Origin of the sequence: Algoriphagus chordae, from assembly GCF_003254055.1 — a bacterium.
Lineage (GTDB): Bacteria > Bacteroidota > Bacteroidia > Cytophagales > Cyclobacteriaceae > Algoriphagus > Algoriphagus chordae.
The window spans coordinates 26,218-50,927 of the sequence record NZ_QKZT01000010.1 but is presented as its reverse complement, the minus strand read 5'-3'; the positions used below and the strand labels follow the sequence as shown (position 1 = coordinate 50,927).

Sequence of the window (24,710 nt, the reverse complement as noted above, 5' to 3'; positions counted from 1 at the left end):
ATAGGGCATTTCAAATGCATGTATAGGCGAAAATTGCTTTGATTTCTGATCTGATTTCCATTGATAGCTTAATCCTCCACACTATATTGTTTGATAGTATTTGGTAAAAAATACTAAAAATATTTTCGTAAATAATGGGTTTTCAATGATTTAGGAAATATTGGGCTAGTGATTGGTCAATTATTTTTTTAACTTCACTTCGCTCTTTTTAAGCTTTAATTGTTATGAGATTGATTTTTATTTTGTAGTTGAAGGAAACAGTTTTTGACCTAAAAGAGCAGCTTTATTCTAAACACTTTTTACCATGGAAAAGGATCAACTCGAATTATTATTGTCCGAAATTTTCGGACACCTGAAAGCTGACAAAGCAAGTGATAAAAAACAATGGGAGGAAGGAATTCCACTCTTGGCTAAGTCTCTCCTAATTCAGGACAGTTCAGAAATTAAACCTGAATCTTTCAGTTTCGAACGATCTGAAATTTTCCTTCAAGATCGAATTCCTAAGGAGAAGATTGAGCTAATCCGAAAAGAAGCCGAAAAAGTTGCTGTTAAAGCCGCTTCTGAGACGATCAAGGAAACAGTTGATCCGGTTGAGAAGAGAACATTAAGTAAAGAAGCTATTAAGGCTGCGAGTAAAAAGGAAGAAGAAAAAAAGGCTGTTTTAAAAAAAGCGACTATAGCTGCAGATCCAGGATTAAAAGCTTTTGTTCGTGAGGTGCCTGTCAGAAGCACTCAGATTCGAGCCAGTGTTCCTGATTGGGCAGCTGGAGCTAAAGTAGAAAAAACGATTGGTCCACTGACCAAATTGGATGGTAGGGTGATTATGATAGATTTTTTTAGAATCACAAAACTGATCGGCATATATCAGCAGAACTCTAATCTTCCAGTCCTTTTATTTAAAGCCTCATTTTTAGAATCTCAAATCAAAGCAGTGAACGCTCCGCCGATTGAGGTAGCGAAAATATATGATGTAGTGGCAGGGAGTTTTTATATCAGAGCAGATATGCTGGCTTCGAATGCTTCAACTACCCGATATGCCGGTCTGAAAGTCAAGGGTGGTAAGATTCAATTAAGTGCAAATCCAGTACTTCAAGGAGATAAATTGGTGTTGGCGGCTAATACTTCTGTTCAGGTACAATTGGAGGTAGATCAAACACCTGATGCAGTAAATGCAAAAAAGAAGCATGGTAAAGATGCTTTTGAGGCAAAAGTGCAGAACCCCGATAGCTTGAAATTTGCATTTTCGGGAGCTTCAAAGGCTCAAATATCGGAAAGTAGTCCTGCACAATGGTCTGTGTATGGTCAAACAGCATCTTTCAGTAAAGCGAATAAAGCACCTGTCTATAATAACCAATTATCTAGGGTGCTTATACCGTATGCTTGTTCGGAATCTGAGTTTTCGCCTAAGAAGCAAGTAAGCCCAATGGTGGAAATTCAAGAATCAGCGGCAGTAAGTTCCTCATGGTGGGCCATTCCTGCTCCAGCTTTAGATATTTCGGCACCTTTGGAGGTGGCAGGTTCTGGAGGGATGCTTCAAGAATTGAAGACTGGATTGAAGTTCAAATGGACTGGCCTTCAGGGTAAGAATTTAAAATTAGAGAAGCCTCAGATTCTTGTGGAAAATGGTAGAATCGGAATCACAGATTTGCTATCGAATGGGGATGGGGCATTTCAGGAACTAGCTCACTGGAAAGATGACCTAAATGCATATGGAACTTCGGTTTCTTTAGCCCTTAATAAGTCAGCTATGTTTATGTATAACTCACTTGCAGAGGGTACAGAAATGCTAGTTGCTTTAGCAAATACACAAATCAAAGTAGATAGACCTTTACAAGTCAATGGTCATCCAGTAGCAGTCAAAACAAAGAATTCCGCTTTGGTTTTGGCAGGTTCTGATGATAAGAATTTGATTTATATATGGGATGATAATATTTTATGGGACAATAAGTTACCGTTTGAAAATGTTCCTGATTTCAAGAGTATTGCAATCGCGCTAGAAAATGCGCTCTTCACCCTTTCTCCAGTTAATGGAGCAATAGTATTTGGGGAATGTAATGCAGATTGGACTAAGATTATTAAGAGTCAGACTTTCCTAGTGTTTGGTATGCTAAGTTATATGCCAACATTGCCAGATCCGTATGTGGCAAACTTAGGGATTCTCAGCAAGCAATTCGGAAGAAAAACTGCTGGTATAAAAGGAATTCAAAGCTGGCTGGTATGTCAAATTTCTCAAGAGCCCGTTGATGGAAAAGATGATAAAGTTCACGTTAATTTCCATTTTACTCCAGGGAATTCTACGGCCGCTACAGCCTCTCCAGCCGCTACTTCAGTAGGCAGTTTATCCTCGTCGGCTGTAATGGGCTTAAGCCAATTGAAATCCACAGAAGGAAGGGTAGAAACTTTGAAATTAAAAGCAGATACTGGGAGATTAGCGGCTAGTGACAATTCATTACCCCCTTATGGTGATCAACTTGAACCTTTCACAAGGCCTTATGAAGCAGATTATTTTGTCTTACTAGACGTAAGTTCCAACGCAAATCAATTAGGTGTTAGTTTAGGACTCTATAGAGATCAGAGACTGACAACTGGAGTTGCTAGGAATGTAAGCGAATCTGAGGCTACTATTTCCCAAACCGGCAATCAGATAATTTCAGTAGAAGGAATGGAGGTCATTGCTCAAGGTGCAATGACACGACTATTTATGATGCCGCAGGTAGCATGGGAACCAGTCTTTAATTTGACAGCACCTGGAAAAAATAAACCAGGAGACCCGCCTGCTTTGTTTAATTATTATCAAAATGATGGTGGGCCAACGAGATTGATGAATAACCATCATGAAAGGATCGCAATTTCACCTAAACCGCTTGTTGATTTTATTCTAGAAAAATATCAGCAAAAACAAACACCCGTTTCTGCATTATTTACCCTTCCTTTTGGGTTGAGAGCAAAGGCTGATTTGTCACATACAAACGCTAAGGAAACTATCAAACCCCAGCTCGATCAGGTGAGACCTAATTTCCCAAATGAGATGCAGGGAGGTATTCAGATTAGAGCTACTGCAGGAGATTATGGGAAAAAGGAGCCAGGTGAGCCGAAGAAAGATGATCTTCCTATGTTTGCTGGTTTTACCGTACAGTTGGCGAATGTTTTGAAAGCAGATGGGACTCTTTCTGGAGCAAGTACCTTAGGAGATAGTGTTACTAGGATTTTTAATACTGAGTTTTTTGTCAACCCAGGAAGCCCAAATATCATTAACGAAAGAGGAGTTCCTCTGAGTAAGATTGACTTTACTGGTTATGGTGCCAGTACATTTAGCAACTGGTTAAGTCCTTCAGCTGCCATAGCACAAACGAGCCAGGCTAGGTTTGATATTATGCTAGGTCGTACCGGCCATGAGGTAATTCAGGTAAAAAGTCTTGTCTATCCTTGGGGAATCCGTGTAGTCAGGACTATTACCATATTCAGGACTAGTTCTGGATTTATTTACAGGACTGATAGTGGTTGGCAGCCAGAATCAGACGGGATTTTTGATTTTAGGGCAAAATATATTGATGAAGAATTCCCTGGCGCATTGCAAGATAAGGCACGATATGAATTGCATCCAGGTACCTTACGTGGTTTGTACAACATCACAAACATTAAAGAGGATGGAAGTATAGCAGATTTTGTGACCTACAATAATATTGCTATAGGCAAAAATTATATAGATGAAACTGGAGATATAATACCTAATAGTGAAACCTCAGAAGGTAAAACCTACCTAGAACAAGAAGTGCGATGTACGCCTGTTTATTTTGATGCAGACGTAGCAATAGAGAATCTGGTTCAAGGCCATAAAAATGGAAAGACTCCTGCAAAAAAAATACTAGGATACGTACAATTATCTCCTCCAGGTATTCCATTGACTCCTAGTCAACATAAAGCGTTATTGGATCTTCAAGGAGGTACGATTGGAGGAGATATTGATTGTGTGATGGATGTAGGTGGTACAGGGCAGTTGATGCAAATCAATCGTTTTGATATTTCACATGCTGAGAAACCGGGTAATGCAGCAAATGAGCCTATTTTTGTGGCAGCGACTCGAGGCTCCGTTCTTCTTCCTAAAGATGGCAGTTGGAGCATGGTTCAGCATGAAACAGGTAGTGGAGATGTTACGCCACTACCGCCACACATCCCTATTCCTCTGATTCGAATTGGAGAGTGGCAAAAAGAAGTGGTGGTCAAAGCAACAGATGTGAACAACAATCTGGTTCGTTTGGCTCACCCTATGGAAATCCTTCGGAATCCTGAGGCTGCTACGGTCAATTATGGTTTCTTACAAAGTACCGCTACTCAAAAGGCACTTTTCCTAACTCCTAGTTACAAGAAAGGAGTATCCAAGCTCATGAGTAAAACGCCTCCTATATTCTCGGATGCTTATAAACTTATGAACGGAAGCAGCATTTTCCCAAATGTAGGAGATGCCTATTCCAACTTTGGCAAGGCAATGGCCTTATTAGATGGAATAGATGAAGATGGTAATGCGGTAAAGGCCTTTATAGAGAATGCTGCAAAAGATGGAGGAAAGAAGGTTCTTGAGATAATGGAGATAACAGCCAAAGAAGAGGCTGGGAAAATCGTTGATAAAGGATTTAAACTACTTTCTGGAGAAGCAAATAGTGCTTTGAATAAGGCGCTTGCCTTTGATGTTCCAAATTTCGATCCGCTATACCTAGTCAATATGGATGCTTTGAAAATCTATATTGAATATAAAGCAGGTAAAAAAGAGGGGGACACTACTACCTATGTGGATTCTAAGCTCAATTTTGATGTTGATTCTTTTGCCAACGATCTAACAGATACCTGGAAAAGTAAGGTCAATAATGTGGCTATGGTTGTCGATTTGGGCTCTTTTGAGCGATTGATGACTATTAAGGGAAATTTTGATGCTGGTAAAGGCAAGGAATCTGGATATGCAGGAGACAAGGATAACCCAGGTCCATTGGATGGAATTCCACTTCCTGAGGTAGAATTTTCTGATGCACTACAGCCAGTAATTGAATTACTACAAATGCTCGCAGCACTCAGCACAGGAGATTATGGTGCTGTGATGAGGAAAGGACTTCAAATAGCGATGAGCAATGCTGGTGAGATCTGGGAATACAAATTCGAAGCCACCAAAGAAATTCCGCTTATTCGATTCCCTCCAGAAGATTCGGTTTATAATTCGCCTCAATGCCCATTGAGATTAGAAGCTGGCCTTGCTTTAGGTGTTTATTTCAATGCAGCACTGAAAGTAACCACTGATCCAGCCCAACTCTTGCCAACCGCCGGTGGATTTGTACAATTCAACGGAGGACTAGAAGTGATGTGCGTTACGGTAGGAGCCGCCACGATCTATGCAGTAGGTTCTGTAGAAGTCAAGATTGCCTGCGACACGAAGATTGGTCCTAGCTTGATGCTGAAGTTTGGCTTTGGAGCTAATATCTCTGTAGGTCTGCCGGTGGTAGGGAATGTAAGTGTTACCTATATGGTAGGATGTGAAATGTATGCAGATGCCAATGTCATTGAGATAACGGCATTTATGCTGTTCAAAGGGCATGCGAACTTGCTTGGAGGCATTGTAAGTGTTACGATTTACATAGAAGCAAGTGGTACGATGAAAAGAATAGCTGAGCCTGCCCCAGGAAGGACGGATTGTACGGCTTCAGTGACCTTCGGTTTGGATATCAGTATATGCTTTATTATCAATATCAGTTTTGAAGAGACCTGGCAAGAAAGTCGTCAGATAGCTTAATTTTTTACCTCAAAAATCAACTTATGGAACCTAGAAGATTAATTTCCTTAATGACTTTTCCACAGCGTTTTGATGGAAATATATTGACAGTTAATATCGTGGTAGTCCCACGAAATGCAAATCCATTTTCAAACTGGCCAACGGGATTAGCAAATCCTGCTAATGTTCCAGGCTTTGCAAATGTGCAACCAGAATTTAGCTTCTCCATTGTTAGGGGTACGGATGATTTTCCTCTGAGTAATGCCACCGCTCCTACTAGAATTCCAGTCGTAAGAGAAGTTAATGTAGTTCCAGCAAGCGATAAAGCTGCGATAATTGAGAAAGTAGCAGCAGCTATGCCCTTGCCAATTACAGACAATTCGGATAAGCTTTCGGATCCTGTCCCTGTAGAGAAGAGTATTAAAAAGTATTTGCCTAGGTCATACAGAGAACGCTTCAATTTCACCCAACCCAGACATCCAAATGCTGTTACAGATGATGGGTATCACTGTGCTGTTCGAGATAAAATACCTCCTATAAATTATCAGCCTAAAACCAGTTTGAGCTGGGGAAAAGTCTTTGCGAATATTTTGAGGCAACCACTGCTGGCAAAAGCATGTGGGATGATTTACGAAGTTCAATTAGAAGTAGAAGCTGATTGGTTCGAGGAGGGAGGATATCTTTATGCTGATATTACAAACGATCCCTATTCAGCAGCTCAAGCTGGATTATTAGAGGATTCGGATGGGCCACTGATCAAAAGATATGCCGCTAAAATACCTGAATTAACAATGGGAACGGCACGACCTGTTTTTGCTCCAGTGTTATTTCCTGTGTTGTATAAGATGGTTTCAGATCCATCGGAGCCAGTCCCTCTGGGACCTTGGGACGAGCTTTTTATGGAAGCACAAACCTACAATGATGGCTTTGCGAAAATTGTCCATGCCAATCAACCTGTGAGTGGAAATCTATTAGAAGAATCGCAGGATGAACTGTCCCCACAGTCAGACGCGGGTATTCGGCTAGGATGGGATGATGAGCAAATTTTGGTTTGGTATTTACGTCAGATGATTGAAAACCCTTCCAACCCTGGCTCAAATGAGAGAATTGATGCTCCGATGGGAGTGATGGGCTACCACATTGACGTGCGACAAGTGGCCGAAGGGAACGAATGGGAAAGTCTAAACAGCATTGAAATCAATGAGGCTGAGAATATGTTTGCGGGACAATTAGATTCCAGCACTACAGAGCTCCCGTATCAGGTTTATCCCAACAAGATCTCTGGCCCGAACTCAGACCATTATTGGTTGCCGATGTATTATGCCCATTATATGGGGAAAAACTTGGTGACTGAAGACCAAGATGCATTGGAGATTTACAAAAATGATGTGGATAATGGAGGCACTCAAAATGAAACTCAAGATAGACGTGTTGTACAAAATAGAGCTTTAATTCCAAGCCCATTAGAGACTGAGCTTCGCTATGGGAACACTTATGAATTCAGGATTAGAATGACGGATATCTCTGGAGGAGGGCCCAATTTGGCAGATAGTCCACTGAATGCTGCTCCTAGTCCCGAGACAAGTGTTTCGTTCAAAAGGTATGTAAATCCAGGTATGCTTCGTATCGAAAAGCCTATCGAAATCCGCTCGAATCTAAGAACCTATTTTAACGCTACAAATGATGAAGAAACAGAGTTTGATGCGAATCCTGAACTGGTAATTCAGAGACCTCTATTAGAATATCCAGCAGTAGTCTTTACTAATAAATACCAAAGCATCGGTCAAGACCCTGTCAGTTTATTAAAGGCCTTAACTTTTCAGCCGGATGGCTTAAAACCTGCCTTGGCAGATCCAGATGTACAGCTAGTCAAGATAAGAGTAGAGGTGAAGTCACTTCGAATGGATACCCAATTGAGTCAAACTGGTAGAGATAGTTTCATTACTCTGTATGAGACTAGCAGGGCATTTCCAGTTGACTTTGATGGGACTTTGAATGTTCCGATAGAATTTATTGATGTTCCTGTCTTGAACCTTGGAGAGCCTGCAAATCCATTTTTGGATGAAGATTTATTGATTGAAGCTATCAATGAAATGGAACAATTGACCTTGCCTACTGGAAGGCACATTAGAATATCACTTCGGGCCGAAGCAAGTACTGATGGAGCGCCAGAAAGTTACTTTGGGTTTATAGATGATAATGAGGACAAGGATAGCAGGTTTGGCAAAGTGCAGCAATTAATGTTCTATAAGGAACCAGCTGCTGAATTAGATTTATTACAGCCTTTTGAGACAGTTCAGCCTGTTCAGGCACTATTCTTAAAACCAGATGCTGTTCCTACAATTAAGAGAAATGTCTTTTCATCTCTATTAAGAAGAGATTCAGAAGAGCAGCATTCTGGGGTAGTGGAGCGATTGGCAAATGCGCTTGGTTTGGAATCAAAAGGCTTAACCCTAGTTGCACCAAAAGGAGAGCGAATTGCCATAGGATGTAGTTCCAGAATCAGACATACTTTGGCACCAGACGGAAGCTCTATCACTTTTGCTACCAAAGCGGACTTATATAATCATTGGCTGGCTACCTTGAGTTATAAAGTGAATCGTGATTGGGCTTGGGACTGCTTACAAGATGTTGCCTTTGAAATTGAACGAGAATTCAAATTCAGAAAAGACAAGAGTACTGAAAGTCGAAAAAATACCTATTTGGGAGATATTGAATTGAAGCATACGGTTTCCTTTGAAGCTTTGCAGCCGGATCGCTTTGATCGTGTAAACAGGAATTATACTCGAATCATCTACATAGATGCCTTAGATCCCAAAAATGACTTGAAGCAAAGTAATGGTGATCTGAGGTTTCCAGACGAACTCTGGGCTGAGTACAAAATCAAACCTAAAACAAAGGAAGGACATGCCAGTGCTGAGACAGTAGAAACTGAGCGTTTGACGTTGCCAACAGTCCTCCCACCTGTACAAATACCTAAGTTGGTCAGTGTAGGGATTGCTTTTTCTCCCTATGAAAGGACGGAAGATTATAGCTCTTCGGAAGCTAGAAAGCGGTATCTCTGGGTTGAATTTGATAAGCCTGTAGAAAACCCTGATGATACTTACTATTGCAGGATGCTAGGAAATGCACCAGATCAGTTGATTGCTAATAACAAGGGAGGTCAACTGGTTCCACCAGAAGAAGCTCCTATTAGTTTAGACCCAGAATTGACAAGGCAGATAATACCAGGTCAAAGTGATGATAAAGCTGGGATAGGCGCCATGCAGCCTATGATTCAAGCTACTGATAGTGATAGGCATTATATGTTGCCTATACCTGCAGGCTTACATGCAGAGAGTGCAGAGATGTTTGGTTTCTTTACCTATGAATTCAGAGTAGGGCATGGTCAATGGGCAGATCGAGATGACAATCTTTGGTCTACTGCCCAAGGTCGATTCGGCAGACCACTGCGAGTGACTGGCATTCAGCACCCAGCACCAACTTTACTTTGCTCGCTCAATAGAGATGAGAACCAATTGTATGTAAGTGCAAACTATGCCAAAGCCGTACATAATGGTAAAAACGTAACTGCTAAACCACCAAGAACGAGTCTTTGGACTATGGTGTATGCCCAAGTTTTCCAAGCAGATGGAAGAGATCATCGTAATATACTATTAGGGGAGATTGAAATGAAAATAGGAGTTCGAGTGAATACCGATCCTAAACGACTCAAGAAAATCAATGATCTGACGCAACAGGTGTATTTCAAATCTACCATCGGCGATTATACAACGGGAAGCATAAAGTTAAATCCTGCAAATTTGCAATTAGGTAACCTTATAGCCAGTATCAAAGATGAACAGCCCGTAGGCACAGCAGTAGTGACCTCACAGGATATTGCTGAGAAGTTGAAGTCTTTTGGATTGCCAGAGGACAGTGCGCTAAGTGTGTTGGTAGTGGAGGTATTTGGTAACATTACTAATATTCATGATCATTTGTCAGATTTAAGAAATGCAGGAGTCAATATAGTTTCCGAACGTATGGCTGAAGGATTGAAAGCTAAAAAAGCAGAGGTAAATCTAATGTCGGACATTCGTCCATTAAGCAAGGGATTAGGGCACTTTAGGATTTTGAGAACTTCTCCACTCACGAAAGTTCCTTTTGTCTGCTGTCCAACCTGTGAGTAACTGGATGGCTTATTTGAAAAGTAGATGCCTCCCAAGTTTCTTGGGAGGTGTTTTTTTATATACTTGTGATTAATATCACTCAGAGAAAATCAACTGAAGCCTACCTTTATCATTATTATAACAGGATATGACTACCAAAGATTTAAAGGAATACCTACCTAATTTCACCGATCCGGAACTTCTAAAGCAGATTTTGGACAAGGGTCAAATCATGGAATTAGAGGCAGGAAAAGTGATGATGGAGCCAGGGCAGTTTGTCAAGATGGTCCCAATAGTATTGGAAGGTTCAATCAAAATATCTAGAATGGATGAGGAAGGTAGAGAGTTGTTTTTATACTTTCTAGATGCAGGAGAGACCTGTGCTTTGTCTTTGACATGTTGCTCGTCTATGAAGCCATCTGAGATTAAAGCTGTGGTGGAGGAAGATACCATGCTTATTGGCATACCTATCACTGTTCTTGATCAGTTTTCGGATGAGTTCAAACAGTGGAAGGATTTTGTTTCAAACACTTATCAAAGACGTTTTCAGGAATTGCTGGTTGCACTGGATGCCGTAGCTTTCAAACGAATGGATGAGCGGCTGATGCGGTTTATAGTGACTAAGATGAAGCAGCATAAGACGAATGAACTTCATACCACCCATCAAGAAATCGCTAATGAACTGACTACTTCCAGAGAAGTTGTTTCCCGCCTTTTAAAACAATTAGAGAAGAAAAAATGGATTGAGTTGGGGAGAAATGTGATTTATATCCGTGATGATTTTGAGGAATTGATTAGTAAGTAATCAGGGCATTACCAGTAGAGGGACTTTAGAATGAAATACCATTTCTATCGTCTGACTACGGCTAAGCACTTGTTCCCAGAGATTTTTGTGTTCATGGCACATGACTAGGATTACATTTTCATTTTCTTCCAAAAATTGGTCTAATCCTTCTACAGGAGTGGAAGCATAAAAGGTGTGGATTTTCACAGGTAAGCCGGGATGATGAGAGGTAATGAAATCCTCTAATTTTTTGATACCAGAATCTTCCTCATAGTCAGAGGCTGTTTGCACATGGACAAATTCTAAACCTCGTTCCCAGCGTATACTCATATCAATAACCCAGTCGATGAATTTTTCCTCATGATTGGCGAATTCCAAAGCCAAGGCCACTTTTCTTATTTCCTCTGCATTTGCTTCCGCTGGCACCACTAATACAGGGACAGAGGATTCTTTGATAAGGTTGATAGTGGTACTGCCAATTAACTTAACCAATATGCCACTTGCGCCTTGGGTACCCATGACTATCAAAGTAGCATCCATATCTCTAGCTATTCTGGCAACAGAAATGGAGGCCGTTCCTTCCTTTATGATTGTAGTAAATTTTAGCTCTGAGTCTTTATGTTTCTCCAGAGTCTTTTGCATAAGAGATTCAGCATCTCGATGCAGGTTTTCTATGGCAACAGAAGCCTGAGAGGCAAAGTCAAATACTGATTCAATCACATGAACTAGGATGATCTCTCCGTCTCTTTTTCCAGCAAGGGCGATCGCAAAATCCAGTGCATTTAGGGAGTTGTCTGAAAAATCAATAGGAAGAATTATTTTCATAGTCTTAGTTATTACACATTAATTTAGGCATTTGTGGAGGAATAATTTAACTTTTGTTTTATCAGATTTGAAAAAATGTACAAATCGATCTAGCGCTTTTTTCATAGAAATATTCCGGAGACATTTTACCTTAAGACAATAAGTGTAACATTTGTCACTTCTTCGCTTAGATGTCACTGGTACTTTTGTGATATCAAATTTGAAAATTTTGAAATGGAGATTATAGTACTAGTTGGATATGCAGCAGCAGTAATCATAGGAATTAGTTTGGGACTAATCGGGGGAGGAGGATCTATATTGACAGTTCCCGTGCTTGTTTATATTTTGGGAATTGATCCTGTTTTAGCTACTGCTTACTCCCTGTTTGTCGTGGGAAGTACCTCTTTGGTAGGTTCTTTTACCTATATGAGTAAGAATTTGGTGGATTACAAAACCGCCCTAGTATTTGCAATACCCTCTTTTATTGCCGTTTTCTTAACTAGAAAATATTTAGTACCAGCTCTTCCTGATCCTTTATTCGCCGTAAATGAGCTTGTGATTTTCAAAAGCATTGGTATCATGGTTTTCTTTGCAGTGATAATGCTGGTGGCATCCTATTCTATGATCAAGGGAAGGAAGTCAGATGAATCTAAAGAAGAGACAAAAGTAAAGTTTAACATCCCACTGATCGCGATCGAAGGAATTGTAGTTGGTCTGATAACCGGCCTGATAGGTGCTGGAGGAGGTTTTTTGATTATTCCAGCTCTTGTACTTTTGGCAAGGCTTCCAATGAAAATGGCTGTGGGTACCTCACTATTGATTATTGCCGCCAAATCTTTAATAGGATTTTTGGGTGATGTTTCTAATCAAACCATTGACTGGAAAATGCTATTAATTTTTACCGGCTTGTCGATAGTTGGGATTTTTATTGGCAGTTCCTTATCTAAGAAGATCAACGAAAAGGCACTTAAGAAAGGTTTTGGTTGGTTTGTGTTGTTGATGGGGCTTTACATCATCAGTAAGGAACTGATGTCGCTTTAACTGAATCAGGTATTGTATAGAAATTTTGAGTGTAGGTCACTTCCAAACCCATTTTTTCAGCAAATCTAAGCTCGATAAACCATCATATACCAAACGAGCCAAATTGCTAAGGGAATGTAATAACTTATAAATACGACTATTGCACATTCCCCAAAAGGTCTTCGAGAGATCATATGAAATCCATAGAGCCATACTATTCCGTAGATAATCTCAAAGATATTCAGCGTGGCTAAAGTATAGTGATATTGTGCGGCTACATTGTCTGAGCCAATCAGAGAGAGTAGAGAAAGCGCTCGATATTCATCTATTTCTGTATAGGTAACTCCTGATTGTGGAGCTATGTACACCAGTAAGCGAATCAATTCTGGAAAGATAAAAACCACTTCAGCAATCAGTGCAAACTGCCATAATTCTTTATAGGGGACTTTGTAGCCTATGAGAAAGGCTCCTAGCCAAAATAGAAAAGCGATCACGGTGAATTTCCAGAGTAAGGCAAATGGTGTCCAGAGATAATTTAATGCATTAAATATGTGGAAAATCATGAAGTCACCTCTTGCTTCCAAATTATTGTAATCTGGGATGGCTTCAAGAATCAGAGTATTAGTGAGATACCTGATCAGCAAAAACAAAAATACAAGCACTAAAAAATAAACACGCTTATCGAAATCTATTAGTTCTTTTAAACGTTGTCCCTCTGGAGTTAAAGTTTTTGCCATTTTTAAGATGAATCTTATTCAAATCTAAAATTTTGTTTGCGAATACCTCTAATTTTGAGATTTAAAAAGGAAGAAATATATGTTAGCACGGATCGTAATGATTCTAAGTATTTGGTTTGCAGGTCTTGGTGTCGCTAGGGCTCAAGAAGTAGCAGAGGATTCTATGATCTTTGCGCCTTCCAAGTATTTATTGCTGGACAAGGGGCTTCAATTTAGAATTACCACGGCTATTAACAGTATGTACAATTTTGATTTCCCTACCGCAGAGCGGGATTTCGCTGTATTAGCTAATCAATACCCCGATCATCCTTTACCAGAATTCTTGGTCGCGCTCGGCTATTGGTGGAGAATTGAAGTGGATGTGACAAATGAAAAATATGATGCGACTTTTGTCAAATACTTAGATAGGGCTATTGCAAAAGCTCAGGTAATGTTTGACGAAGATGAGACAAATAAGGAAGCCGCTTTTTTCTTGGCAGCAGGATATGGGTTTCAGTCCAGACTTTATTCAGAGCGGAAGAGTTGGACCAAAGCCGCTTGGGCAGGAAGAAATTCCTTGAAGTATTTGGATCTCTCTAGAGGAGAGGAGGAATTTAACCCAGAATTACTTTTGGGAGATGCCCTCTTTAATTATTTCGCAGAATGGATACCTGACAATTACCCGCTTATGAAGCCAGTTATGGCGCTATTCCCTGAAGGAGATAAAAAACTTGGACTGCGTCAGCTAGAAGAGGTGGCCAATAATGCATTCTATACCCGGGTGGAAGCCCAGTACTTTTTGTTTAGACTTTATGCTTCTGAAGAGAAGGAGCCATTCAAGGCATTACAGATTTCTGAGTATTTGCATGAGGAGTTTCCTAACAATCCGTATTTCCATAGATCCTATGCCCGACACTTGTATACCGTAGGTCGTTGGACCGAATCAGTGGAGCAATCCAAGCAAATTCTAGAAAGGATAGATGCTAAAATGCCAGGATATGAATCCAATAGCGGAAGATATGCCGCCTTTTATGTTGCGCAATACAATGAGCGGCTGGGAGATTTAGAACAAGCTAAGAAGTATTACCTGCTTACGCTATCCTTCGGCGAGGAATCTGAGTCTCAGGAAAGTGGGTACTACCTACATTCTTTGTTACAATTAGGAAAGATCGCCACAGAAGAAAATAACAAGGATTTGGCAAAACAGTATTTTAAGAAAGTGAAGAAGTATGCCAAGCGAAAACATCCCGCTCATCAAGAAGCCAGAGATTATATCAAAAAGAATAAACTTTAAGTGTAAGGGTGACGTTCTACCCCTTATATAACAGGAGATAATTTGAATTTTTAAGAGGAGGCAAGCAATTTTGAAAGGATTGTTTGTGTAAAAGCTAAGAAATATCAATAAAATTTCGAATTTCCTCTTTAAAATTCTGATGAATGGTTTAAAACAATCATCAATTATATTAACTTTGCACCATATAAAATTCGGTAAATGCAAGAGATCATGGATCATAGCTTAAGAATAAAATTCGATAAAATCGATAGGATGATTCTAGAAATCCTACAGGCTAATGCCAAAATTACAAATGCTCAATTGTCAAAAGATATTGGACTTTCTCCAGCCCCAACTTTGGAGCGAGTGAAGAAATTGGAGCAATCAGGTATAATTAAAAGTTATCATGCGAAGCTTGATCCTGAGAAGATCGGCTTGGGAGTAAGTACTTTTGTTTTGGTGAGTTTGATTGGTCACAACAAAGGGAATATTGATGCATTTATGCGTGAAATCAATATTATTCCTGAAGTGATTGAATGTCACCACATCACAGGTACTGGTGATTTTATCCTAAAGATTATTGCCAAAGACATTACTTCATATCAAAATTTGATGCTTGAGAAAGTATCTGAAATCAAGGAGGTAGATTCCATGCAATCCATGGTTATTTTATCTACTTTCAAGGATTCTAAAGTAATGCCTATCCCGGCTTAATTAGCCTAATCTAATACATGAAGGGTGGCGAAAGTCACCCTTTTTTTTTGAGCAAATGGAACAAAACCCCTGGAAAACCAACAAGATCAGTCCTGTCTACGAAAATCCCTGGATTAGTGTAGAGCAGCATGATGTCACAAACCCTGCTGGCAATGAGGGGATCTATGGAAAGGTTCATTTCAAGAATAGAGCAATGGGGATCATTCCCATTGACAAGGACATGAATACCTGGCTCATAGGTCAATATCGCTATACCTTGGATGAATATGCTTGGGAGATTCCTATGGGAGGAGGTCCCTTAGATGAAGACAAGTTGACTAGTGCAAAACGTGAACTTAAGGAGGAGACTGGGTTGTGTGCGGAGAAGTGGACGGAAATTATGAAAATCCATACTTCCAATTCTGTGACGGACGAAGTGGGCTATGTGTACTTAGCCGAAGGGCTCACACAAGGAGAAACTGAGTTTGAGGAAACTGAAGTGCTCAAAATAAAGAAATTGCCTTTTTCACAAGTTTTGGAAATGGTGATGAAAGGAGAAATTACAGACGGAATCAGTATTGCCGGTATTCTTAAGGCTGCTAGAATTCTAAATTTTTAATATGACAATCAAGGAACATTTTAAGATAACCTTCACGCTGGCTTTTCCAGTAGTTTTGAGTCAATTGGGTCAAGTATTAGTCGGTGTTGCTGATAGTATGATGGTTGGTCGAACTGGTGCAGTGCCACTGGCTGCGGCTTCTCTGGGGAACAGTATATTTTTTGTGATTCTGATGTTTGGAATGGGGATTTCCATGGGTATTACCCCTTTGGTTTCTGTGGCAGAAGGCAAAGGTAAGTTCAAGCGCATTGGTCACTTGTTTCAACATGGATTGTGGATCAATATTGCCACCGCAGCTCTACTTACGGTGGTGGTTATCGGTTTGTCTCAAGGTTTACATTTTTTGGATCAGCCTGAGGAGGTAGTGCGATTGACGATTCCTTACCTCTATATAATTACTGCATCGCTGCTGCCTTTCATGATTTTCCAATCATTTAAGCAGTTTGCCGAAGGCCTTTCACAGACCAAACAAGCGATGTATGTGACGATTTTTTGTAACGTAATCAATGTATTTCTAAACTGGGTGTTGATTTATGGGAACTTAGGAGCACCCGAAATGGGGTTGAATGGTGCTGGTTTGGCTACTTTAATATCCCGTATTCTGATGCCTATCATGATGGGGCTATATGTGATGCGCTCCAAAAGATATCGTGTCTTTAATCTGCAAATAGGTTTAAGTAAACTAAGGTTCTTATTATTGAATAGAATCCTGAAAATCGGAATCCCAACAGGTTTCCAATACATTTTTGAAGTAAGCGCATTCAGTGCTGCTGCTATTATGATGGGATGGATAGGCGTAAATGCACTTGCTGCTCATCAGATTGCTATCAATTTGGCTTCAATTAGTTATATGATGGTTGCTGGTTTGAGTACAGCTGGGATGATTCGTGTGAGCAATCAGATTGGTCGCAATAATTTCAAGACAATGCGTGAAGCAGGAATGGTGGTTTTTGGAATGGCACTGGTTTTTATGGCGATTACAGGTTTGATATTTATTCTTATGCGATCCTATCTACCAACACTTTACATTGACAACGATGAAGTAGTTGCTTTATCGGCCTCCTTACTGATAATAGCTGGTTTATTCCAACTCTCAGATGGTATTCAGGTAGCTGGATTGGGAGTGTTGCGTGGTATGGAGGATGTTAGGTTTCCTACCATTATCACCTTAGTTGCCTATTGGGTTATCGGACTTCCATTAGGTTACTTCCTGGCTTTTGAGATGGGGTTGGCTGAAAAAGGAATTTGGTACGGTTTACTGATCGGCTTGAGTATAACTGCTGTGGTATTGTTTTACCGTTTTCATAGGTTGAGTAATCGAATGATTGCTGCAAATAAACCAATAGTCACTTCGTAGAATATCTCAACCAAAATCCTATACTTAGTCTATGTAATTTGTTTTATATTCAGGATTAATCCATCCTGATATGTACAAAAAGCTACTCTTCGTATTCTCATTTATTCTTATTTCAAACCTTAGTTCTGCACAAGATCTAGCAGTGCTGACTCAGCGCGAACAAGCCAAGGTAATCGACAGTTGGCTAGATTATCGAATCCAGAATTTACTTCCAAACCTGATGACTGAGACAGGTGTAGATATGTGGGTGGTAATATCCAGAGAATATAATGAGGATCCAGTCATTCGAACTCTACTTCCTGCAACTTGGCATGCTGCAAGGAGGAGAACTATTTTGGTGATGTATCAGCCTTCGGCAAATGCTCCTGTCGAAACTTATGCTGTGGCTAGGTATGATGTGGGGAAGGCCTTCAAAAGGGCTTGGGATCCAGAGACTCAGCCTGATCAGTGGAAAGCTTTGATGGAATTGATTTCTTCGAAAAATCCAAAGAAAATCGCCTTGAACTATGCTAAGGATTACGGTCATGCAGATGGCTTGACGACGAATGAGCATCAGGTATTTTTAGAATACCTGCCTCAGAATCTTCAAGCCAATGTTGTTTCTGCTCAAACTCTGGCTGTACGTTGGTTAGAAACTAGAACCGAGCCTGAAATGGCAACCTATAAGCATATTCAGGAAATTGCCCATTCCATAGTGGCTGAAGGTCTTTCTGAAGCTGTGATTACTCCCGGTGTGACTACAACAGAAGATGTGGTTTGGTGGTACAGAGAGAAAATTAAGGAAATGAAGCTTGACACCTGGTTTCATCCTTCGGTAGATATTCAGAGAGAAGACCCTGCAAACAATGAACAAAACAGAAACTTTGCGACCAAAGCTCCTGAGTCGGTGATTATGCCCGGTGATTTACTTCATGTGGATTTTGGAATTACCTATCTCAGACTGAATACAGATACTCAAGAAATGGCTTATGTGCTGAAAGCTGGAGAAACTGAAGTTCCTGCTTACTTGCAGGATGCCTTTAAAAAAGGAAATAGAGTTCAGGATATTTTGACTTCGAATTATGTAGCTGGTAGAACGGGCAATGAAATCCTTCGGGCTTCTCGTAAGGTGTTGGATGCAGAAGGGATTCGTGGGAGTATCTATACGCATCCACTGGGCTTTTATGGGCATTCAGCTGGTCCAACGATCGGTATGTGGGATAATCAAGGAGATACACCAGGGGCAGGTGATTTTCCACTTCATGCCAATACAGGTTATGCTATTGAGTTGAATGCAGTGGTCTTTGTGCAGGAATGGAATAAGGATGTGAGAATTATGCTGGAAGAAGGCGCTTTATTTGATGGTGAAAAAGTGACTTATTACAATGGTCGGCAGAAGGAGATTTTCTCTATTCCACGCGTGAATGGTTACTTGGGGAATTGAAATTGTTCCTGCAGATTATCGCTTATTTTTCAGGTAATAATCTTAAGATCAGCGTATAGTCTGCGGTTTTATCAGCGTAAATTTGCGGGAAACCATTTGACACCCATTATTCCACTGCTATACTCCGATTCTGTTTTACAAAAAGTAAAAATAAAAATGCTAGTCCTGCAAAGCCAGCACTGGTAAGAAATACCAAACGAAAATTATCCGGATTATTTGCAAATAGGAAGCCTGAGACTAGTGCTCCGATTCCTATGCCTGCTTCCAAAAAGATGTACATCGTAGCTAATGCACGTCCTCGGAATTTGTCCAGGGACAGATCTATGACCCATGCTGCCGTGGTAGGGCTATACATGCCTACCGCACAACCGAAGAGAATTCCTGATCCGAGCAAAGCAAATTTGCTCTCTGCAAAAGCAATCAAAACCATAGCGCCAACTAAGGTAGCACTTGCAGCTCGCATGACTGGAATTCTACCATATCTATCAGAGGTTTTGCCTGCCAACAATCTGATTCCTAAAGATGATAACGTAAACACTCCAAAGAAGAGCCCTTTGTTTTCTATCCCGAGATGAGTTGAGAAATCTGGGATAATCGTAAGAACTACCCCAAAAGAGAAGCAACAAAGGAATAGTATTCCCGAAGGAAAGAGCACTCGCTTCTCTATTATCTCATGCCTTTTCAATTGAAACATTTTCCAGGAAATCCGCTCTTTGTTAGGCAGGGTTTCTTTGAGCTTCAATAAAATCAGGATAGAAAATATAGCGGTAAAGGCAGAAACATAGAAAACTGTTTCTATCGAAAATAGCGTAGCCAGCCATCCGCCGATAGCAGGTCCTGCTGCCATTCCCATCGAACCGAAAAGTGAAAATAATCCCATAGCCTCGCCACGCTTTTGGTAAGGGACAATGTCAGCCACATAGGCAGCGGCACCAGTGGGAGTGAAGCCGGTGGAGAATCCATGCGCAAATCGCAGAAATAGAAAGCCACCTACAAAGCTTAGAAGCGGATAAAGCATCCCAACGACGAAGCAGACAGAGGCCCCGATCATCATCACGGGGATTCTACCTATTTTGTCCGCTAGCTTTCCACTGAAAGGTCGAGAAAGTCCAGCGGAAAGTGTAAACAAGGCTATGATAAAGCCCTTGTAATCTTCTCCGCCCAGAGAGCTGAGGTACTCAGGGAGCTCTGGGATGATCATGTTGAATGATGAAAAAAACAGAAAGGAACTCAGACAGAGTAAGGTGAAATCGAATGTAAAAAATGAAGAGCGTAATTTCATAAAAGAAGGTGATGGAAAAAGGCCAGAATCTAAATCCTGGCCTTTCGTATTAGTCTTTTCCTGCTTGTTCTTCGCTCTGTGCGAGTAGGAATGCTTTCATAAACTCATTCAAACCGCCATCCAGTACATGCTGGGTGTCAGAAGTCTCGAAATTCGTTCGGTTATCCTTCACTAGTTTATAAGGATGGAGTACATAGTTTCGGATTTGCGAACCAAAATCTACGCGCATCTTGGAAGATTCGATTTTTGCGATTTCTGCATTTCTCTTTTCCAATTCCATTTGAAACAAACGGGATTTCAGCATCTGCATAGCTTTCTCTCTGTTGGCAAGCTGTGAACGTTCAATCTGACAAACCACTACGATTCCAGTAGGCTTGTGAGTCAATTGAACTTTGGTCTCCACCTTATTCACGTTCTGTCCACCTGCTCCACCTGATCTAGAAGTATGCAATTCCACATCTGCTGGGTTGATATCGATTTCAATCGAATCATCCACTTCAGGGTAGGCATACACCGAAGCAAAAGACGTGTGTCTTCTTCCTCCTGAGTCAAATGGGGAAATTCGTACCAATCGGTGAACACCAGTTTCAGATTTCAAAAATCCATACGCTAGCGGCCCTTCGAATTCCAATGTACAAGATTTAATTCCTGCCACATCACCAGATTGTACATCTACTTCACGAACCTTATAGCCGTTTTTCTCTCCCCACATGATATACATTCTCATGAGGATAGAGGCCCAGTCATTACTCTCTGTTCCTCCAGCGCCAGGGTTGATTTCTAATACTGCATTAAGCTGATCCTCCTCCGAAGAGAGCATTTTTTTGAGTTCTAATTCTTGTACCTCTGCTTCTGCTTTGGTGTACTCAGTTTTGATTTCTTCTTCAGAAACCTCACCTGCGCTATAGAACTCATACAATACGTCGAGATCCTCGATGATTTTATTGAGTGATTCGAATGAACCGGTCCAAGCTTTTCTAGCCTGAATCTGTTTCATGCTTTTTTCTGCCTCCTCTGGATCGTTCCAAAAATCAGGCTGGGCCGATACGGCCTCTAGGTCTTCTATTTCTGCAATCTTACGATCGTAGTCAAAGATACCTCCTCAAAGCCGATGTGCGGGCTTTCAAGTCTTTCAGTTGTTCTGAAGTCATCTGTCTAGGTTAAAATTTAAGCTGCAAAAGTCTGAAAAAATATCTGTTTATGCCAGAGATCTCCAATTAATCCATTCGCATTTGAATGAGTTGGATTTTATTTCGCCCTGAATTTTTGAATGTTTTGTATCGTAGGGGAAGCATCGCAAGTCCCGTTCCTATTAATATCCCTGAGGCAAGTCCTACCCCGCTGCTGATTGAGAATTCATGGGATTGGTAAATGCTATTAATAGATTCAGCTCCAAGTAATATCACTCCCGCACTCAGTGTCAAAACGGTCATCGCTCTTAATGTGCCGTTTCTTCGATCTTTGTCCCGTATGTCTATTTCTGTAATGGTCTCGGGGGAAAGAATGTTCTCGCTAAGATAGATGTAGTTTTGATCTATGCTTTGGATTACGTCGGTGACGAAATAGTCAATTTTTGTGCTTTTATAAGTGATGGTTTCCCCTGGGTAATATCTTATTTGGGTTTTTTGCTTTGCACCTCTTTTGAGGATTATGAAATCTGTCCCCTGAGCAAAAGTGGAGAGCGAAATGGCGGAAATTAGAAAAAAGAGTACTAGGCTTTTCATTGTTCTAAAGAAAAGCAAAATGTGGGAAAAAGTTTGCTGTATGCGCTAGAAATGTAGTAATAAAGTTTCTTGGCTAGTTTTAATGTTTAAATAGCCTGACCGGAATGCTATTGGAAAAGATCAAATTTCATTTATGATAAATTTGTCTTAAATTAAATATTCCTTTACATTTGAGCAATTAATGACAAGCGATGTTTTCAAAAGCCTGCGAATATGGAATTAAATCAATCATCTATATAGCCTCTCAGTCTATGCTCGATAGACGTGTGAAGATAGGGGAGGTAGTAGAGAATACTGATTCACCGATTGCTTTCACTGCCAAAATTGTGGGAGCATTGGTGAAGGAGAACATCGTGCAGTCAGTGACTGGTCCTTATGGTGGATTTTACATTGATAAACACCGAATGGAGCAGATTAAAATGAGTGATATCGTGACGGCCATCGATGGTGATTCCATATTTAATGGCTGTGGATTGGGGTTGAAGGAATGTGATGATGAACAGCCTTGTCCTATGCACTTTAAATTTGTTCAAATCAGAGCTGACCTCAAAAATATGCTAAACTCTACTTCGATATTGGAATTAGCAGAAGGACTGAAAGCAGGAGAATCTATTCTAATGAGATAAAAAAAATTTGAATCTATTTAAGATAAAACTATCATAAATAAGATTATACCCAGGACTTTAACTCTATGTCACTTGTCAAAAACCCAATATCTCTAATGTCCACGTTACTCTGGGTTGGCTTTGTATCTGCTATCAGTTTCATGGAGGCTTGGTTGAAGTTTAGAGCTCCGGGAATCACCGTTCCTATGGGATTGGGTATAGGCAGGTTGGTTTTTGAGGCACTCAACAAAGTAGAGTGGGTCTTTGCGATAGCAATATTGATCAGCAGAATTGTAAGCAAAGAAAACTGGGCTAGTCCCAAACTTATTGCTTTTGCAATAGCCTTACTGCTTTTGATTATCCAGACTGCCTGGCTTTTGCCGCTGCTGGACGCGCGAGCAGAGTTAATTATACATGTACACGATTTACCAGCTTCCAATCATCATTTCTATTATGTAGCAATGGAGATTGTGAAAGTAACATCACTTATCATTTTCGCAATTTCACATTTTAAATCAGTAGAACTATGACACTTTCAAACAACTCAATCATCGGCGAATTGGTGGCTCAAGATTACCGATATGCAACTGTATTTCAGAAAAACAAAATTGACTTTTGCTGTCAAGGCAATAGAACTGTAGAAGAAGCATGTGCTAAGAAGGATGTTGCTGTCGATGGTTTAATCGAACAATTGAATGCAGCTGCTCAAACAAACGATGCATCCTCTTCAGACTTCAATTCTTGGCCACTTGATTTGCTGGCTACTTATATTGAAAAAAAGCATCATCGATATGTAGAAACTCGAATCACAGAGATCAAGCCGATGCTTGCTAAGATTGTAAAAGTCCATGGAGACTTACACCCAGAACTGCATGAAGTTCAGGAGCTGTTTTTAGGATCAGCAGGAGAGCTTACTGCGCACATGAAGAAAGAGGAATTTATTCTATTCCCATTTGTTAAAAAAATGGTGGAAGCAGCAGAAGGAAAAACTGAATTGGAGCCTAGCCATTTTGGTAGCGTAGAGAATCCAGTAGAGATGATGAAAGACGAGCATGCAGCAGAAGGAGAGCGATTCAGAATAATTGCTGAATTGACAAATGATTATACTCCTCCAGTAGGAGCATGTACAACTTATATGGTTACCTTTTCCTTATTGAAGGAATTTGAGCAGGATTTGCACATGCATATTCACTTGGAGAACAATATTTTATTTCCTAACGCAATTGAATTAGAAAAGACCCTTGTCTATGCCTAATAAGCCAATAAAAAGACACCTAGTACTTCAGCCTTTAAGCCGTGATCACCATCACGGCTTATTGTTCTGCTGGAAGATTAGATCTGGAGTGAAGAGAGGAATTGATGTAAATAGAATGAAGGCTCATGCACTTTGGTTCTGGGATGCTCATTTGATTTCACATTTTGCTGAGGAGGAAGCTGTAGTATTTCCAATATTGGGAGCGGAAAACGAGCTCATACAACAGGCTCTTGCAGAACATGCTGAATTGAAAAAGCTGTTTTCTCAGGATGAAATGGATTATGAGTTTTTGAATTACCTACAGGTTGCTTTAGAGAAACACATTCGATTTGAAGAGCGTATTCTTTTCAATCAAATCCAAGAGGTAGCAAATCCTGAGCAATTGGCTGCAGTAGATCAGCATAACTCAGCCGACGAAGAAGAACAAGAATGGGAGATGATTATTGGAACTGGAAGAAATCAGAAGCGGAATAGATCTTAGTTTTTGTGTGGTTTTCTTTTGCAGAGGTAAATCGAACTATTTATCTCTGTATTCATTAATGTGTCAACCTTTTTTGGTGAATCAACGTAGGTGGTATAAGTAATAGAAATAGCAGGGATTTACCTATTTGGCTGTTTTAATGAAAATAATCAGATTTTGAATTCACTTAAATCACATATTCCATTTGGTATTTTAACTGCAGCTCTAGCCGTCAGTCCAGATGTTAGTGTGCTTTGCCAAAAGAATAAAGCCTTTATTCCTTAGCCCTCAGTGATTTCTATTATTACGTAAGGAGGGCAATTTTTACAGACTTCACTCATTTCTTACCCGAGGCATAATAGCCTTGGGTTCACTTATTTATTTTATTAATATGAAGCCGATACTCACCAAATCAGATTATAGCACTATCAAGGAGTTGATCTTAAATACTCCTTCCCATATGATTACCAAGGAAATTTCTTTGCTTGCTAGAGAGATAGAAAAAGCCAAGAAAGTTCCTGATTCAAAAATTGAACCTCAGGTAATTCGTATTAACTCAGTTTTTGAAGTTCAGGATGTCTCTTCCGGTCAACTGTTGAATTTCCAATTGACATTACCCAAGGATGGCAACATAGCTGAAAAGAAGCTGTCTATTCTTTCTCCTCTTGGAGTTGCGCTTATTGGTTTCCAGGAAGGGATGGAGATTGAATGGGTATTGCCTGGGGGTTTGAAAAAATTAAAAATTCTAACGGTTGGAACTTCTGTTGTTTCATAATGTAAAAAGGCTGCCTA

At 40.3% G+C, this 24,710-nt stretch carries 19 protein-coding genes; 14 read left to right on the top strand and 5 right to left on the bottom strand.

Annotated elements, in window-relative coordinates; genetic code table 11:
- The first annotated feature begins 304 nt into the window (after positions 1-304).
- The 3 genes from LV85_RS12270 (at position 305) to LV85_RS12260 (ending at position 10,708) form a co-directional block, all read left to right on the top strand.
- Positions 305-5,776 carry a hypothetical protein gene (locus tag LV85_RS12270; protein WP_111319820.1) on the top strand — a complete coding sequence of 1,824 codons (5,472 nt, stop codon included), beginning with the start codon at positions 305-307 and terminating at the stop codon, positions 5,774-5,776.
- 23 nt (positions 5,777-5,799) lie between these two features.
- Positions 5,800-9,924, top strand: a complete 4,125-nt coding sequence (locus tag LV85_RS12265; protein ID WP_111319818.1) for a hypothetical protein — start codon at positions 5,800-5,802, stop codon at positions 9,922-9,924.
- Between the two features lie 127 nt (positions 9,925-10,051).
- Positions 10,052-10,708, top strand: a complete 657-nt coding sequence (locus LV85_RS12260) for a Crp/Fnr family transcriptional regulator (protein WP_111319816.1) — start codon at positions 10,052-10,054, stop codon at positions 10,706-10,708.
- Here the strand turns inward: LV85_RS12260 and LV85_RS12255 are convergent, their stop codons facing one another.
- Positions 10,709-11,512 (bottom strand): universal stress protein, encoded by an 804-nt coding sequence (locus LV85_RS12255; RefSeq protein ID WP_111319814.1) that lies wholly within the window; start codon positions 11,510-11,512, stop codon positions 10,709-10,711.
- Positions 11,513-11,725: 213 nt separating this feature from the next.
- Here LV85_RS12255 and LV85_RS12250 point away from each other — a divergent pair, with 213 nt between their 5' ends.
- Positions 11,726-12,532, top strand: coding sequence for a sulfite exporter TauE/SafE family protein (locus tag LV85_RS12250; RefSeq protein WP_111319812.1), 807 nt, complete (start codon positions 11,726-11,728; stop codon positions 12,530-12,532).
- A 65-nt stretch (positions 12,533-12,597) separates the two neighbouring features.
- Here LV85_RS12250 and LV85_RS12245 read toward each other — a convergent pair whose 3' ends face one another.
- Positions 12,598-13,248 carry a sulfate ABC transporter permease gene (locus LV85_RS12245; protein WP_111319810.1) on the bottom strand — a complete coding sequence of 217 codons (651 nt, stop codon included), beginning with the start codon at positions 13,246-13,248 and terminating at the stop codon, positions 12,598-12,600.
- Positions 13,249-13,327: 79 nt separating this feature from the next.
- Here LV85_RS12245 and LV85_RS12240 point away from each other — a divergent pair, with 79 nt between their 5' ends.
- From LV85_RS12240 to LV85_RS12220, 5 genes are all read left to right on the top strand, one after another.
- Positions 13,328-14,521 (top strand): tol-pal system protein YbgF, encoded by a 1,194-nt coding sequence (locus LV85_RS12240; RefSeq protein ID WP_111319808.1) that lies wholly within the window; start codon positions 13,328-13,330, stop codon positions 14,519-14,521.
- A gap of 210 nt (positions 14,522-14,731) precedes the next feature.
- On the top strand, positions 14,732-15,214 hold the full coding sequence (locus LV85_RS12235; RefSeq protein WP_111320014.1) for an Lrp/AsnC family transcriptional regulator: 483 nt from the start codon (positions 14,732-14,734) through the stop codon (positions 15,212-15,214).
- Positions 15,215-15,269: 55 nt separating this feature from the next.
- The gene (locus LV85_RS12230) at positions 15,270-15,812 is read left to right on the top strand and encodes an NUDIX domain-containing protein (RefSeq protein WP_111319806.1); all 543 of its coding nucleotides are present in this window, start codon (positions 15,270-15,272) and stop codon (positions 15,810-15,812) included.
- A 1-nt stretch (position 15,813) separates the two neighbouring features.
- Entirely contained in the window at positions 15,814-17,169 is a 1,356-nt protein-coding gene (locus LV85_RS12225; protein ID WP_111319804.1) for an MATE family efflux transporter, read from the top strand.
- Positions 17,170-17,239: 70 nt separating this feature from the next.
- The gene (locus tag LV85_RS12220; protein ID WP_111319802.1) at positions 17,240-18,592 is read left to right on the top strand and encodes a M24 family metallopeptidase; all 1,353 of its coding nucleotides are present in this window, start codon (positions 17,240-17,242) and stop codon (positions 18,590-18,592) included.
- Positions 18,593-18,698: 106 nt separating this feature from the next.
- On the opposite strand, the gene LV85_RS12215 is transcribed toward LV85_RS12220, so the two are convergent.
- From LV85_RS12215 to LV85_RS12205, 3 genes are all read right to left on the bottom strand, one after another.
- Positions 18,699-19,874 (bottom strand): MFS transporter, encoded by a 1,176-nt coding sequence (locus LV85_RS12215; RefSeq protein ID WP_111319800.1) that lies wholly within the window; start codon positions 19,872-19,874, stop codon positions 18,699-18,701.
- Positions 19,875-19,923: 49 nt separating this feature from the next.
- Positions 19,924-21,025 (bottom strand): peptide chain release factor 2 gene (gene prfB / locus LV85_RS12210; protein WP_394336121.1). Its coding sequence is split into 2 segments (ribosomal slippage): positions 19,924-20,973 and positions 20,975-21,025, totalling 1,101 coding nucleotides; the frame shifts between segments, so codons are not numbered across the junction.
- Between the two features lie 66 nt (positions 21,026-21,091).
- Entirely contained in the window at positions 21,092-21,598 is a 507-nt protein-coding gene (locus tag LV85_RS12205) for a hypothetical protein (RefSeq protein WP_111319796.1), read from the bottom strand.
- 191 nt (positions 21,599-21,789) lie between these two features.
- On the opposite strand from LV85_RS12205, the gene LV85_RS12200 reads away from it, so the two are divergent.
- The 5 genes from LV85_RS12200 (at position 21,790) to LV85_RS12180 (ending at position 24,693) form a co-directional block, all read left to right on the top strand.
- Positions 21,790-22,224: an RrF2 family transcriptional regulator gene (locus LV85_RS12200; RefSeq protein ID WP_111319794.1), complete on the top strand. Its 435-nt coding sequence runs from the start codon at positions 21,790-21,792 to the stop codon at positions 22,222-22,224.
- A 95-nt stretch (positions 22,225-22,319) separates the two neighbouring features.
- Positions 22,320-22,733: a hypothetical protein gene (locus LV85_RS12195; protein WP_245942281.1), complete on the top strand. Its 414-nt coding sequence runs from the start codon at positions 22,320-22,322 to the stop codon at positions 22,731-22,733.
- Positions 22,730-23,458 (top strand): iron-sulfur cluster repair di-iron protein, encoded by a 729-nt coding sequence (gene ric / locus LV85_RS12190; protein WP_111319790.1) that lies wholly within the window; start codon positions 22,730-22,732, stop codon positions 23,456-23,458. Before LV85_RS12195 ends, ric begins: the two co-directional genes overlap by 4 nt.
- Positions 23,451-23,939, top strand: coding sequence for a hemerythrin domain-containing protein (locus tag LV85_RS12185; protein ID WP_211318404.1), 489 nt, complete (start codon positions 23,451-23,453; stop codon positions 23,937-23,939). Before ric ends, LV85_RS12185 begins: the two co-directional genes overlap by 8 nt.
- Positions 23,940-24,309: 370 nt before the next feature.
- Positions 24,310-24,693: a GreA/GreB family elongation factor gene (locus LV85_RS12180; protein ID WP_111319788.1), complete on the top strand. Its 384-nt coding sequence runs from the start codon at positions 24,310-24,312 to the stop codon at positions 24,691-24,693.
- Positions 24,694-24,710 lie beyond the last annotated feature (17 nt).